General features: G+C 70.2%; 16 protein-coding genes. 11 read left to right on the top strand and 5 right to left on the bottom strand.

Going from position 1 to position 13416, the window contains the following annotated elements:
- Positions 1 to 34: 34 nt before the first annotated feature.
- The 6 genes from tsaE to tsaD all read left to right on the top strand — a co-directional run bounded on the left by tsaE (position 35) and on the right by tsaD (position 4305).
- Positions 35 to 544: a tRNA (adenosine(37)-N6)-threonylcarbamoyltransferase complex ATPase subunit type 1 TsaE gene (gene tsaE / locus QSK17_RS01795; RefSeq protein ID WP_502889117.1), complete on the top strand. Its 510-nt coding sequence runs from the start codon at positions 35 to 37 to the stop codon at positions 542 to 544.
- A gap of 279 nt (positions 545 to 823) precedes the next feature.
- Positions 824 to 1462, top strand: coding sequence for a hypothetical protein (locus QSK17_RS01790; RefSeq protein ID WP_285702564.1), 639 nt, complete (start codon positions 824 to 826; stop codon positions 1460 to 1462).
- A gap of 2 nt (positions 1463 to 1464) precedes the next feature.
- Positions 1465 to 2028, top strand: coding sequence for a class F sortase (locus QSK17_RS01785; RefSeq protein WP_285702563.1), 564 nt, complete (start codon positions 1465 to 1467; stop codon positions 2026 to 2028).
- Between the two features lie 60 nt (positions 2029 to 2088).
- The gene (tsaB, locus tag QSK17_RS01780; RefSeq protein WP_285702562.1) at positions 2089 to 2814 is read left to right on the top strand and encodes a tRNA (adenosine(37)-N6)-threonylcarbamoyltransferase complex dimerization subunit type 1 TsaB; all 726 of its coding nucleotides are present in this window, start codon (positions 2089 to 2091) and stop codon (positions 2812 to 2814) included.
- Positions 2811 to 3281, top strand: coding sequence for a ribosomal protein S18-alanine N-acetyltransferase (rimI, locus tag QSK17_RS01775; protein ID WP_502889116.1), 471 nt, complete (start codon positions 2811 to 2813; stop codon positions 3279 to 3281). The genes tsaB and rimI overlap by 4 nt, the downstream gene beginning before the upstream one ends.
- Positions 3268 to 4305, top strand: a complete 1038-nt coding sequence (gene tsaD / locus QSK17_RS01770) for a tRNA (adenosine(37)-N6)-threonylcarbamoyltransferase complex transferase subunit TsaD (RefSeq protein ID WP_285702561.1) — start codon at positions 3268 to 3270, stop codon at positions 4303 to 4305. Before rimI ends, tsaD begins: the two co-directional genes overlap by 14 nt.
- Here the strand turns inward: tsaD and QSK17_RS01765 are convergent.
- Both QSK17_RS01765 and QSK17_RS36020 read right to left on the bottom strand, forming a co-directional pair.
- A complete protein-coding gene (locus tag QSK17_RS01765; protein WP_285702560.1) occupies positions 4249 to 5055 on the bottom strand; it encodes a hypothetical protein in 807 nt (268 codons plus the stop codon). The two genes, tsaD and QSK17_RS01765, sit on opposite strands and share 57 nt — an antisense overlap.
- A 176-nt stretch (positions 5056 to 5231) precedes the next feature.
- Entirely contained in the window at positions 5232 to 5456 is a 225-nt protein-coding gene (locus QSK17_RS36020; RefSeq protein WP_352231753.1) for a transposase, read from the bottom strand.
- Positions 5457 to 5523: 67 nt separating this feature from the next.
- On the opposite strand from QSK17_RS36020, the gene QSK17_RS01760 reads away from it, so the two are divergent.
- A complete protein-coding gene (locus QSK17_RS01760; protein WP_285702559.1) occupies positions 5524 to 6675 on the top strand; it encodes an RNA-guided endonuclease InsQ/TnpB family protein in 1152 nt (383 codons plus the stop codon).
- Positions 6676 to 6718: 43 nt separating this feature from the next.
- Here the strand turns inward: QSK17_RS01760 and QSK17_RS01755 are convergent, their stop codons facing one another.
- Positions 6719 to 7987: a class I SAM-dependent methyltransferase gene (locus QSK17_RS01755; RefSeq protein ID WP_285702558.1), complete on the bottom strand. Its 1269-nt coding sequence runs from the start codon at positions 7985 to 7987 to the stop codon at positions 6719 to 6721.
- Between the two features lie 306 nt (positions 7988 to 8293).
- Here QSK17_RS01755 and groES point away from each other — a divergent pair, with 306 nt between their 5' ends.
- From groES to QSK17_RS01735, 4 genes are all read left to right on the top strand, one after another.
- Positions 8294 to 8605, top strand: a complete 312-nt coding sequence (gene groES, locus QSK17_RS01750; RefSeq protein ID WP_067129946.1) for a co-chaperone GroES — start codon at positions 8294 to 8296, stop codon at positions 8603 to 8605.
- 70 nt (positions 8606 to 8675) lie between these two features.
- Positions 8676 to 10301: a chaperonin GroEL gene (gene groL, locus QSK17_RS01745; protein WP_285702557.1), complete on the top strand. Its 1626-nt coding sequence runs from the start codon at positions 8676 to 8678 to the stop codon at positions 10299 to 10301.
- Between the two features lie 395 nt (positions 10302 to 10696).
- Positions 10697 to 11323, top strand: a complete 627-nt coding sequence (locus QSK17_RS01740; RefSeq protein WP_285702736.1) for a sigma-70 family RNA polymerase sigma factor — start codon at positions 10697 to 10699, stop codon at positions 11321 to 11323.
- 64 nt (positions 11324 to 11387) lie between these two features.
- Complete coding sequence (locus QSK17_RS01735; protein ID WP_285702556.1) at positions 11388 to 11546, top strand: hypothetical protein; 159 nt, start codon at positions 11388 to 11390, stop codon at positions 11544 to 11546.
- On the opposite strand, the gene QSK17_RS01730 is transcribed toward QSK17_RS01735, so the two are convergent.
- Both QSK17_RS01730 and QSK17_RS01725 read right to left on the bottom strand, forming a co-directional pair.
- On the bottom strand, positions 11507 to 11884 hold the full coding sequence (locus QSK17_RS01730; protein WP_285702735.1) for a DUF5319 domain-containing protein: 378 nt from the start codon (positions 11882 to 11884) through the stop codon (positions 11507 to 11509). The two genes, QSK17_RS01735 and QSK17_RS01730, sit on opposite strands and share 40 nt — an antisense overlap.
- Before the next feature lie 219 nt (positions 11885 to 12103).
- Positions 12104 to 13096: a helix-turn-helix transcriptional regulator gene (locus QSK17_RS01725; RefSeq protein ID WP_285702555.1), complete on the bottom strand. Its 993-nt coding sequence runs from the start codon at positions 13094 to 13096 to the stop codon at positions 12104 to 12106.
- Positions 13097 to 13416 lie beyond the last annotated feature (320 nt).

Raw genomic sequence — 13416 nt, 5'->3', positions numbered from 1 at the left:
GCGAGAAGCACGCGCGGCGGCCGTACAGTGACCGATGGGAAGTGTCGGGTGCGCGGCCGGTGAGCCCGGACGAACGGAGGAGCGATCAGTGAGAACCGTGCGTACCACCGAGGAGATGCGGGCGCTGGGCGCGGAGATCGCGGAACTGCTGCGTCCCGGTGACCTGATGGTGCTGACCGGTCCGCTCGGCGCGGGGAAGACCACGCTGGTGCAGGGCATCGGCGAGGGGCTCAAGGTGCGCGGCCCGATCACGTCGCCGACGTTCGTGATCGCGCGGGTCCACCCCTCGCTGTCCGGCGGTCCGGCGCTGGTGCACGCCGACGCGTACCGCATCGGCGGTTCGCTGGAGGTCGACGACCTCGACCTGGACGCCTCGCTGGAGGACTCGGTCACCGTCGTCGAGTGGGGCGAGGGACTCGTCGAGGGCCTCGCCGACGACCGCCTGGAGATCGTCATCGAGCGCGACCCCGAGGGCGAGGACCGGCGCGTACGGCTGCGCGGGGCCGGCGACCGCTGGGCCGCGATCCCCGCCTCGCTGATCTAGCGCCCCTCCCGTCAATCTTTGGGGTTCACGGCGGGCGGCGTTTGCCGGAGCACCCTTGGCCCGAAACGCCGGACAGATTTAGCCCGAAACGCCGGAAATATCAGGACGTGCGGGAAGACCGGCACGATGATCGGCGTGGTGGTCGGCGCGGTCGCCTGAGCGTCGCCTGAGCGTTCCCGGCGTGCCACGGATTCATTCCGAATCCTCCAAGAAGGAAGATCCTTAGCCCTGGATTGGCATAGATTTTCTGGGTATACAGGGGTCCGGAGGGGTGGTCAGATGATCAAGGTCAGGCATCTCGCCGTCACGGGAGTGATCCTGGTCGGCGGGCTCGGCTGCACTGCCGAGGCACAGACGGCCGGAGCTACCCCCACGATCGCCCTCACGCCGGGACAACCCTCGCCGTCGGTCACCCTGCCCCGGCAGGACATCCGGGTCACGGTCGAGCCGTCCAAGGTCGAGGGCGGGTCCACCAGGTCTGTGCACATCACGGCCTTCTGCCCGCTGCCCCAGGGCGGCACCGACTATCGCGCCACCGCCCGGTCGGAGGCGTTCACCGGCCTGGTGACGCTGGTCGCCCCGACGAGCACGCCCTCGCCCGACGGAACCCCGGGCGTTCCCCTGGTCCGCGGCGGCGCCAACGTCAGGGCCGACGCGAAACCGGGCGGCTACAAGGTCGAGGTGCGCTGCGAGGCCACCAACGACATCGGCGGCGCCTCCCTCAAGGTCACCCCCGGGTCCGCGCCCAGGCACACGCCCACGAAGATCCCCACCCGCGCTCCGCACGCCGGCGGCGGCGGCACGGCGGCGGGCGCGCCGGAGGAGGACTCCGGCCTGCCCGTCGGCGCGACCTCGGTCGCCCTGCTGGCGGCCGTCGGCGTCGCCATCGGGGTGGCCCGCAGGCGCGCGGGACGCTGAGATTGGCCGGTTCGTCCCGGTGGGTGGTCATAGCCGGGATCGCCACCGGGCTGGTGTTGTTCGCGATGAGTCCGCGGGAGCAGGAGCGGCAGCCTGCCACCCCTTCCTCCACGGTCGTGCCCAGGCGCATCGACATCCCCGCGCTGAAGCTCACGGCCCCGCTGATGAAGCTCGGCCTCTCCGCCGAGGGTGACGTCGAGCTCCCGCCGTACGACAAGCCGGGGACCGCCGGGTGGTACACCGGCAGCTCTGTTCCCGGCGACGACGGAGCCTCGGTGATCATCGGGCATGTGGACACGAAGACCGCGCCCGCCGTCTTCTATCGGCTGCGTGAGCTGCGCAAGGGCCAGCTCGTCAAGGTGCTGCGCAGCGACGGCGAGACCGCCGAATATCGCGTCGACTCGGTCGAGCGGGTGCCCAAGACCGACTTCCCCGCCGAGCGGGTCTACGCCGAGGACGGCCTGCGCCTGATCACCTGCGGTGGCAGCTTCGACTGGGCCCACCACGAATACCGCGACAACGTCATCGTCTACGCCTCCCGGGCCGGGAACGACCCCCGGACGTAAAGCCCCAGGGCACGGCGTGAGGGGCCTGAGGGGGCCGGACAGCGGCTAGGCTTGGCCTTTGTGCTGGTCTTGGCCCTGGATACCGCTACCCCCGCAGTCACGGCCGCGTTGCATGACGGCAGCCGCGTGCTGGCCGAGTCGACGACGGTCGACGCCCGCCGCCATGGCGAGCTGCTCGCGCCCGCGGTCGAACGCGTACTCCGCGAGTGCGACGCCTCCCTCCGTGACGTGACCGCGATCGTCGCCGGGTCCGGCCCCGGGCCGTACACCGGGCTCAGAGTCGGGCTGATGACCGCGAGCGCGCTGGCCGCGACCGTGGGCGTCCACGCGTACGGCGTCTGCACGCTGGACGCGATCGCCTTCGCCTCCGGTCGCACCGAACCGTTCCTGGTCGCGACGGACGCGCGGCGCAAGGAGGTCTTCTGGGCGAGGTACGGCGACGCCCGCACCCGCCTGGACGGGCCGCGCGTGGACCGGCCGCACGACCTGCCGGGAGAGCTGCCGGTGATCGGCGCGGGCGCCCGGCTGTACGCCGAGACGATCGGGCCGGACCGGATCGCCGACCCGGAGTACCCGTCGGCGGGGGCGCTGGCCGCGCTCGCCGCCGAGCACCTGGCCGCGCTGACCCCCGAGCGGGCGGCCGAGCTCGCCCGGGTGCCCGACGGGCGGATCGACTCCGTCGAGCAGGCGGGGGAGCTGGCCGTGCTCGGACCGGCGCGGCCGATCTACCTGCGCAGGCCGGACGCCCAGATTCCGGGGGCGCCCAAGAAGGTGAGCACCGCGTGACCGCCGTCCTGCGCCAGATGACCATGGCGGACCTTTCCGCCGTGGTCGAGATCGAGCGGATCACCTTCCCGCTCGACGCCTGGAGCGAGGCCATGCTGCGTGGCGAGATCGACGACCAGCCCCGCACGCGGCACTACGTGGTCGCCGTGGAGGGTGACGAGATCGTGGGATACGCCGGGCTCGCGGCCGCGGCCGACCAGGCCGACGTGCAGACGATCGCCGTCCTCGCGGACCACCGCAGGTCCGGTGTCGGCGCCGCCCTGCTGACCGAGCTACTGGCCGAGGCGGTGCGGCGCGGCGCGAACGAGGTGTTCCTGGAGGTCCGCTCGGACAACGCGCCCGCTCGGGCGATGTACGAGCGGTTCGGGTTCGAACGGCTGGGCGTGCGCCGCAACTATTACGACGACGGAGCCGACGCCATCACGATGGTGCGGGATCTCAGAGGAGGGGCGCATGAGCGGGCGTGACGAACCGATCGTCCTGGGGATCGAGACGTCCTGCGACGAGACGGGGGTCGGCCTGGTCCGCGGCCACACGCTGCTGGCGAACACGATCGCCTCCAGCATGGAGGAGCACGCCCGCTTCGGCGGTGTGGTGCCCGAGGTGGCCTCCCGCGCGCATCTGGAGGCGATGGCCCCGACCGTGGAGAGCGCGCTGGACAAGGCCGGTCTGCGCTTCTCCGACATCGACGCCGTCGCGGTCACCGCGGGTCCCGGCCTGGCCGGTGCGCTGCTCGTGGGCGTCGCGGCGGCCAAGGCGTACGCGCTGGGGCTGGGCGTGCCGCTCTACGGGGTCAACCACCTCGCCGCGCACGTCGCGGTCGACCAGCTCGAACACGGGCCGCTGCCCAAGCCGTGCATCGCGCTGCTGGTGTCCGGTGGCCACTCGTCGCTGCTGCTGGTCCCCGACGTCGCGCAGGACGTGATCTCGCTCGGCTCCACCGTGGACGACGCCGCCGGCGAGGCGTTCGACAAGGTGGCCAGGGTGCTCGGCCTGCCGTTCCCCGGCGGTCCGCACATCGACCGTTCCGCGACGTCCGGCTCGGGCACGGCCATCGCCTTCCCACGCGGCAAGTACGACGACGGCACGCTGGACTTCTCGTTCTCCGGGCTGAAGACGGCAGTCGCCCGCTGGGTCGAGGCGCGTACGGCGTCGGGAGAGACGGTTCCGGTGGCCGACGTGGCCGCGTCCTTCCAGGAGGCGGTCGTGGACGTGCTGACCCGCAAGGCACTCCAGGCGTGCCGCCGCTACGACGTCAAGGACCTGCTCATCGGCGGTGGCGTGGCGGCCAACTCGCGGCTGCGCGCCCTCGCGCAGGAGCGCTGCGACGCCGCGGGCGTACGGCTCCGCGTGCCCCGGCCCGGCCTGTGCACCGACAACGGCGCCATGGTCGCCGCGCTCGGCTCCGAGCTGGTCGCGGCGGGCATCCGGCCCTCAGCGCTGGACATCCCGGCCGACTCGTCGCTGCCCGTCACGGCCGTCCACGTCTGAGGCGCCGCCGACCTCCGGGCGGCACCCGGCCTCCTGGACACGGCGCCCGACCTCGTCCACGCGCTGGCGGACGGCGTCCACGCGGCCGGTGAGGCGGGTCTCGGTCGAGATCAGGCGCTCGTCGAGCGTGGTGAACCGGCCGTCGATCCGGCCGTCCACCACGTCGAAGCGGTCGTCATGGCGGCTCAGATGCGTGTCGATCGTCACCAGCCTCGCGTCGACCACGCCGAGCGTGGCCGCCATGCCGGTCATCCGGGCCCCCAGGTCGGCCAGGTGGTCCTCGGTGGCCTCGACGCGGTCCTCGACTCCGTCGAGCTGCTCGCGCAGCCGCTCGGCCGAGCGCGCCAGCTCGCCGACGGCGGTGTCGATCCGGGTGAAGCGGCCGGCCGCGGCCTCCATGCTCGCCTGGAGCCGGTCCACGCCCTCGCCGACGGCCTCGATCTGGTCACGGACCACCTCGACGTGCCGGGCGAGGCTCTCCGCCCAGGTCGGCGGCTTCGCGGTGAGGCCGTCGAGTCGATCGTCGACCGCCTCGATCATGCCGAACAGACCACCGAAACCGCGCTCGCGAAGCTCGCGGAGCAGCCATTCCATGCCTTCGAGGCGCTGGCGGATCTCGTCGAGCACGGCGCCCTGGGTCCGCTGCTCGTAGACGTGGTCCTGGGCCGCGCGGGCCAGCAGCTCGCGCATCCGCTCGGAGACGGCGGTCTGGCTGCCAGACGGGAGGAGGCCGTGGCTGGAGTGGTCCACCGAAAGCTCCTTCGCCCGCCGATGCGTAAGCGGCGGGTTGATCCGGTTTCGAGGGATTGGTGATCGGGCGGGCCACGCCCGACCGCCCACTGTAGCCGCGCGCGGCGATGCTTTCCGGCTGGACGGTAAAAGACCGCGATTATCGCTGGATTGCCCTAGTTTGTCGTAACGCCAGGTCAGCGGTATATAGCGAGGAACCCTAGGCGTTCACGCCCGGGAGGAATCGCTTCCCTCGCCTCGCCCGGACGCCAGTCCAGGCGCTTCTGGTTCTCGATGTACTCCTTGATGATCGACAGTGGACCGTCGCCGCAAGACGCCGCGAAGGGCGACGGTGACCAGAAATGGCAGCCTCCGGTACTTGGTAGGGAAGACCGAATGCGCGTGGAGGCTGTAAACCACACCGCGACCTTGGCGGATAGATTCGGGTTTCCATCACGGCGACATGAACCAACCGATAATGTGTTCGATGTGAAGCTGGTGGTGCAGGTGAGGCTCCGGCCGACGCCCGAGCAGGCGGCGGCGTTGGAGGCGACCTTGCGCGCCTGCAACGATGCCGCGAACTTCGCCTCGGTGACGGCGTTCACGACCGGGGACCGGCGTGAGTACGCGTTGCGCAAGCACACCTATCGCGAGGTGAAAGCGCGCGGGTTGGGGGCGCAGGCCGCCCAGCATGTGATCAAGAAGGTCGCCGACGCCTACACCACACTGAAGGCCAACATCCGGGCCGGGAACCTGGGGCCGGAAGGCTCGGCGCGCCGTGCGCGGGCCGAGAGTAAACCGATCGTCTTCCGCGCCGATGCCGCGCAGCCGTTCGATGACCGCTGCCTGTCCTGGGATCACACCGCCCACACGGTGTCGATCTGGACCACGACCGGCAGGGTGAAGAACGTCGCGTTCGTCGGCTCGGCCGACCAGCTCAAGACGCTCGCCTTGTATCGGAAGGGCGAATCCGACCTGGTCTGCCGGGATGGCATGTGGTTTCTGTACGCGACCTGTGAGATCCCGGATGTTCCGGTCACCGAACCGGACGGGTTCGTGGGGGTGGATCTGGGCATTGCCAACATTGCCACCACCAGTGACGGCGCTCGCCACTGCGGTAAGGGCCTGAACGCGGTCCGCCACCGCAACCGGGAGCTGCGCCGCCGGTTGCAGGCTAAGGCCACCAGGTCCGCCAAACGGCTGCTGAAGAAGCGCCGCCGCAAGGAGGCGCGGTTCGCCGCCGACGCCAATCACCGCATCGCCAAACGCATCGTGGCCGAGGCAGAACGCACCGGACGCGGGATCGCCCTGGAAGACCTGGGCGGTATCCGTGACCGGGTACGGCTCCGCAAGCCCCAGCGGGTCACGCTGCACTCGTGGAGTTTCCACCAGTTGGGGAGCTTCATCGCCTACAAGGCGGCCCGGCACGGGGTCGCCGTGATCCACATCGATCCGGCCTACACCTCTCAGACCTGCTCGGCCTGCGGGCACGTGGACAAGGCCAACCGACCCGACCAGGCAACTTTCTCCTGTACGTCGTGCGGCTTCGCTGAGCACGCCGACGTCAACGCAGCCCGCAACATCGCCTCGCGCGGTGCTGCGGGTTGGGCAGTGAGTCACGCTGCCGACGACGCGGCCTGACTCGTACCCGCCAGGTACGGCGAGGAGCTGCAAGCTTGGCCCTTCAGGGCCGAGAAGCTGACATGGTCTGGCAAATCAACGCGTACGGCCGCTCGGCGATCCGAGTAAGGACGATTACCGCTGAATTATCGCCGGAAAGTCGCAAATTGCGTGACAATTGGTCGATATCGACCGCGGAGCCGCGCTTCTTGATCGTGACGTTTCCGACACCGCGTTTCCGGAGGGCCGCGCGCAGCGCCTTCAACGAGAACGGCATGACCTCGTGCACCTCGTAGGCCGCGGCCCACGGGGTGCGCACCAGCTCGTCGCTCGTGATGTAGGCGATCCGCGGGTCGAGGAGATGCCCCTTCACCATGTCCGCGACCTCCGCGACCAGGTGGGCCCGGACCGCCGCCCCGTCGGGCTCGTACAGGTAGCGCGCGACCGGGCCGGTGCCCGCCTCCGCCCCCGACGGGACGAGGGTCTCGCCGGACGGCAGGAGGGTCGCCCGCCGGGCGAAACCCCCACTCTCATCGCCTGCGGAGCGTGCGAGGCCGCCGAGCCAGATCGCCGCCTCCTTCACCTCGCCCTTGTACGAGACCCACTCGGCCTCGGCGCCCTCGGGGATCAGCTCGTACGGGATGCCGGGCGCGACCTTGAGGCAGGCCGCCGGAGCCCGGGACGCGAGGTCCAGCGTGGCCGGCCACGAGGGTGAGTAGGCCATCGGGTCGAAGACCCGCCCGCGCGCGCCACGCCTGGCCGGGTCGGCGAACAGCACGTCGTACGCCGAAGGGTCGGTGTCCGCGGCGTCGGCCGTACGGATCTCGGCCAAATCGGCGAGGCCGAGGGCGGCGGTGTTGGCCCGGGCGACCTCGGCGGTGAGCGGATCGAGGTCCACCGCGTCCACGGCACAGCCCGCGCGGGCGAGGGCGATCAGGTCGCCGCCGATCCCGCAGCACACGTCGAGCACGCGCGGCCCCGCGGCTGCCGCGGCCCGCGCGAATCCCGCAGTTTCCGCCGTTCCCGCAGCTCTCGCCGGTACGGCGCCGGCGACGCGGCGGGCGCGGTGCGCGGCCACCTCGGCCCGAGTCGCCTGTTCGAGGCCGTGGGGCGTGAAATACATCACCGCGGCGTCCGCGCCGAACTTGGCCTCTCCCCGGCGGCGGAGGGCGGCCTGGGTCAGCGCGGCCGACGTGAGCGCCGGATCGTAGGCGCGCCGCAGCCTGGTCGCCGCCGCCACGGGGTCGAGCCCCTCGGCCACCACGCGGACGGCCTCGGCCAGCGCCGTCCGCCCCTCCGATGTCAGCAGCTCACGGAACGCCTCAAGGTCCACGCCTCCCGACGCTATCGCCTCGCCGGAGCCGTACGGTCTGCACGGTCCGGTCTGCACGGGCCGGTCTGCATGGTCGCAGCGAGGTCCGCGAAGGACGCCCTGAGCGAAATCGATGCCGGTGGGAAGCTGTAGCTGACCTGCGGCGGGGGTTCGTGTTGACTGTCACGGCCCCCTTGCATACTGTTTCGTGTTGGCACTCGCCTAGCGAGAGTGCCAACAGCGACGAGGCAGGTCTGACACCCGCGACGGCAGGCCGCTGGTCGCCTCTTCAGCTCATTCATCGCAATCTGAAGGGGAGGTCCGATCGTGACGACCGCCACTAAGGTTCCCGTTAAGCCGCTTGGTGACCGCATTGTGGTCCAGCCGCTTGAGGCCGAGCAGACCACCGCTTCCGGTCTGGTCATCCCGGACACCGCCAAGGAGAAGCCGCAGGAGGGCAAGGTCCTCGCGGTGGGCCCGGGCAACTGGGACGAGGACGGCGAGAAGCGGATTCCGCTCGACGTCAAGGAGGGCGACATCGTCCTCTACAGCAAGTACGGCGGCACCGAGGTCAAGTACGGCGGCGAGGAGTACCTGGTGCTCTCGGCCCGCGACGTGCTCGCCATCATCGAGAAGTAAGCCGCGCAAAGCATGAGGAGCCCCGGGACGTACGTGCCCGGGGCTCCGACGCGCTCATAAGGAGACGTGAATGCCCAAGATCCTGCAGTTCGAGGAGGACGCGCGGCGCGCACTTGAGCGTGGCGTGAACGCCCTCGCGGACGCCGTGAAGGTTACGCTCGGCCCCCGCGGCCGGAACGTGGTCATCGACAAGAAGTTCGGTGCGCCCACGATCACCAACGACGGCGTCACCATCGCTCGCGAGGTCGAGCTGGAGAAGCCGTACGAGAACCTCGGCGCCCAGCTCGCCAAGGAAGTCGCGACCAAGACCAACGACATCGCCGGTGACGGTACGACCACCGCCACCGTGCTGGCCCAGGCCATGGTCCGCGAGGGCCTGCGCAACGTGGCCGCCGGCGCCCAGCCGCTGGCTCTCAAGCGCGGCATCGACATCGCGGCCAAGGCCGTCAGCGAGAAGCTGCTCGACGGCGCCCGTCCCGTCGCCGACAAGCAGGAGATCGCGAACGTCGCGACGATCTCGGCCCAGGACGCCAAGATCGGCGAGCTGATCGCCGAGGCGTTCGACAAGGTGGGCAAGGACGGTGTCATCACCGTCGAGGAGTCCAACTCCATGGGTCTGGAGCTGGACTTCGCCGAGGGCCTCCAGTTCGACAAGGGGTACCTCTCGCCATACATGGCGACCGACCTGGAGCGGATGGAAGCGGTCCTGGAGGACGCCTACATCCTGATCAGCCAGGGCAAGATCTCGTCGATCGCGGACTTCCTCCCGATCCTGGAGAAGGTCGTCCAGACCAAGAAGCCGCTGCTGGTCATCGCCGAGGACGTCGAGGGCGAGGCCCTGGCCGTCCTGGTGACGAACAAGATCCGCGGCACCTTCACCTCCGTGGCCGTCAAGGCCCCGGGCTTCGGTGACCGCCGCAAGGCCATGCTGCAGGACATCGCCATCCTCACCGGCGGCGAGGTCGTCAGCGAGGAGGTCGGCCTCAAGCTCGACAACGTCGGCCTCGAGGTTCTGGGCACCGCCCGGCGCATCGTCGTCACCAAGGACGCCACGACCGTCGTCGACGGCGCCGGCGACGCCAAGGCGATCGACGACCGCGTCAAGGAGATCAAGCTCGCCATCGAGCAGTCCGACTCCGACTGGGACCGCGAGAAGCTCCAGGAGCGTCTCGCGAAGCTCGCGGGCGGTGTCTGCGTGCTCAAGGTCGGCGCGGCCACCGAGGTCGAGCTCAAGGAGAAGAAGCACCGCCTTGAGGACGCGATCTCCGCGACCCGCGCCGCGATCGAGGAGGGCATCGTCTCCGGCGGTGGCTCCGCGCTCGTGCACGTGGCCAAGGAACTGGACGACCTCGGTCTGTCCGGCGACGAGGCCACCGGTGTGGCGGTCGTCCGCAGGGCTCTCGTCGAGCCGGCCCGCTGGATCGCCGAGAACGCCGGCCTCGAGGGGTACGTCGTGACCTCCAAGGTCGCCGAGATGGCCGTCGGCCACGGCCTCAACGCCGCCACCGGCGAGTACGGCGACCTGATCGGCCAGGGCGTCATCGACCCGGTCAAGGTCACCCGTTCGGCCGTGCAGAACGCCGCGTCCATCGCCGGCATGCTGCTCACGACCGAGGCCCTCGTGGTCGACAAGCCCGAGGAGGAGGCCCCGGCGGCCGCCGGCGGTCACGGCCACGGTCACGGCCACGGCCACTGACAGGTCGCGCGCGTCGTGCCGAAGGCGCGACAGTGTGACCAGCGTGGGGCGCGGCGGTGACCTGAGTAGGAGCGAGTGGGCGAGGAACGAGTCCCGAGTGACGCCGAAGGTCATCGCCTCTAGGGCGCCCCGCGCCCGTCGTGCCGGAGGCGCGACAATGTGACACAGTACGGCTCTCGCTGAGGCGGGGGCCGTACGTCTTTTTGCGGTAAACCGAAGTGCGGTGCCGGGCGTCGTAGCTGGTCGAACATCTGACATGTAATAGCCAATTGGGCTATTTATGTGAAATATTCAAACCCTCCTGTGTTCAATCGATTACGTACGGTTATCGACGCGTCAATGTGACCAATCCGTAGCCGTTAACCATGACGACATGCGCGATCGTGGCGGGCATCATGCCTAACGTGACCGAGGGACGCGTCGCCGACGCCGCAACTGGGGTAAGGCTTGCGACGAGATCGGATGAGTCCGACCTCAGGGAACTGACCAGCCTTGCCGTACAAGGAGATCGCACCGCGATCGAATCGCTTCTCGGGCATCTGCGCCCGATGGTGGTGCGCTATTGCCGTGCGCGACTGGGCAGGGTTTCTGGCCACTATCACATCGCCGACGACGTGGCTCAGGAAGTGTGCATCGCGGTGCTGTCCGCCTTGCCGCGTTATCGGGACATGGGTCGTCCGTTCGCGTCGTTCGTGTTCGGGATCGCCTCGCACAAGGTGGCCGACGCCCTGCGCAGTTCGGTGCGGTCTGCGGTGCCGACCCAGGACCTTCCGGACGGGCCGGACGACGGCCCCGGGCCGGAGGAGACGGTGGTGCGTTACATCGAGGCGGAGCACGCGCGGGCGCTGCTGTCGCGGCTGCCGGACAACCAGCGCGAGCTGTTGATCCTGCGGGTCGTGTCCGGGTTGTCGGCGGAGGAGACCGGTAACGTGCTCGGCATGTCACCAGGCGCCGTGCGGGTCGCCCAGCATCGGGCGCTGGCCAGGCTCAGGCAGATGGCCGATCTGGAGTCGATTGCTTGATCATCGCGCTCCTCGTGCGCCGCGCCCACCCTGGGCGTGCGACGATTCAGCGGTGGATGCGGATGTGGCGCGGACTGACGCCGTTCTGGACGCGCTGGCACGGCGGGAGTCCGTCACCTTCGGTGTGGAGGCGGGCGACGTCGCCGTGCGCCTGCTCGGCGCGCTGATCGCCGATGTGGACAGTCACCGGCTCTCTTCGGTGTCGATCACGCCGTCGACGTAGCCCCGGGCGTACTCCCAGCTGACGTAGTCGCTGGGGTCGGGCTGGAAGGCCGGTTCGTGGACCTGCGGCCGGCCGTGTTCGATCATCTGCCGCAGGTTGCCCCGGAGCAGGTCCCAGCTGAAGTAGTGCTGCTCGCCGCACTCGGGGCAGTCGAGGACCAGCCCGAGCACGCCCTGCGGCTCCAGCAGGGAACGGAAGACCTCGACGTCGGCGAGGTCGGTCAGGGCCTCGTCGCGCTCGGCGAGGGTCAGCGGCTCCTGATCGTCGGGTTCGCCCAGCTCTGTCGACGGGTCGTTGGGGTCGTCCGCGAAAGGATCGCGGGGGACGTCTTCCAGCACCATCCCACCCTATGACCCGGCCCGCCCCGAGGAGTGGAAGTGGGCCCACTCGGGTCCGGTCCACGTGTTTTGACCGGCTCGTGCGGGAACCAGGTTCTCGGCGGCCATCGGTAGGCGGCCGGCCAGATCCACGATCGGCAGCCGGTCAGAGCCAGGATCGGCGGAGCGCGATCAACGGCCGGTCAGGGCCAGGATCGGTAGAGCTGGATCAACAGCCGGTCAGAGCCAGGCCCGGCGGCTGGCCTCCACGCCCGCCTGGAACCGCGAGTTGGCGCCCAGTTCGGCGATGGCCTCGGCGAACCTGGCGCGTACGGTGCGGACGGAGAGGCCGAGGTGCCGGGCGATCGTCTCGTCGGAGAGACCCTGGGCGGCGAGCCGGAGCACCTGGATGGCGCCTCCGGGGCGTGTGACGGGCACGGCCCTGCCCCACAGCTCCGTGAACAGGGCGCGCAGCGCGGCGACGATGACGGGCGACTGGACCAGGGAGCAGTTGTAGGCGTGTTCGGGGGGCGAAGCGCCCCACTGGACGGGCAGCCCGGCCGCGTCGTCGCCGAGCGCGAAGAACCAGCTCGGCACCTGGTCGAGGGAGCGGACCTCGGTGCCGGCCCGGTTGAGGAGGCCGGCGGCCTCGCGGAAGGCGGGAGCGCCGAGCGCGGAGACCGGGACGATCAGGCGCGAGGTGAGGTTTCCTTCCTTGATCGCGCGAATCCACATGTCGGCGTGTTTGTCGCAGAAGTCGGCGGCCGTGCGCCGGTCGGGGAGCGCGGCCACCAGGTCCTTCCTGGCGGCGCGCCCGGCCAGCAGGATCACGGCCTCGTAGAGATCGTCGGCGCCGGTCACGGACCGCACCCGCAGCTCGCCGGTGCGGTAGTCGCGCCCGGAGTCGTAGTGATGGGCGAGATCGCCGACCGCGGCGAGCATCTCGTCGATCTGGCGGCTCTGCAGGGCCAGCAGGGCGAGTCGTTCCGCGACCATCCGGCCGACGGGCGCCGCGGGATGGCGGGCGAGGTACTCCCCGGAGGTCTCGTCGACGGCGCCGAGCCTGATGAGCGTGGACAGGAGGGCGGCCACCCGGTCCACGGGCTCCTCCACGGCCTGGGCGATCTCGTCGAGCGTCGCGCGGTGCAGCCGGAGCACCGTGGTGTACACGGCGGTCTCCGCCTCGCCGAGGCCGAGGGCCTGGAGGGGATCGGCGTTTCGCGTCGTGTTCATGGCTCGCTCCGCGCGCTCGGGTCGCCAGGCGCGGCGGGTCGCGCGGGATCGGCTCCCGAGTGCGCCGCCTCGCGAGGATATCCCCGTGGTCCTGGCCTGTCCGGAAGTTCCGGCATTCCGCGGAACGCATGTGCAGCTTTGTGCAATTGCAGGGTGAGACATTGCACATCAACGGAATGTGACGCAGTCTTAACACAGCGTCGGCAAGTCGCCGCGATCCGGCGTCACCGGGCGCGGAGGGGGGCTCGGGTCGCGGGATCGCGATTGTTGCCGATGGTGGGGGGACCGGTCAGCCGGTCCCCCCACTTCCTTTTGCGCCC

The sequence above is a fragment of the Microtetraspora sp. NBRC 16547 genome (assembly GCF_030268965.1).
Classification (GTDB): domain Bacteria; phylum Actinomycetota; class Actinomycetes; order Streptosporangiales; family Streptosporangiaceae; genus Microtetraspora.
Note: the sequence above shows the minus strand (reverse complement) of the source record. Positions and strands in the feature narration are given on the sequence as shown.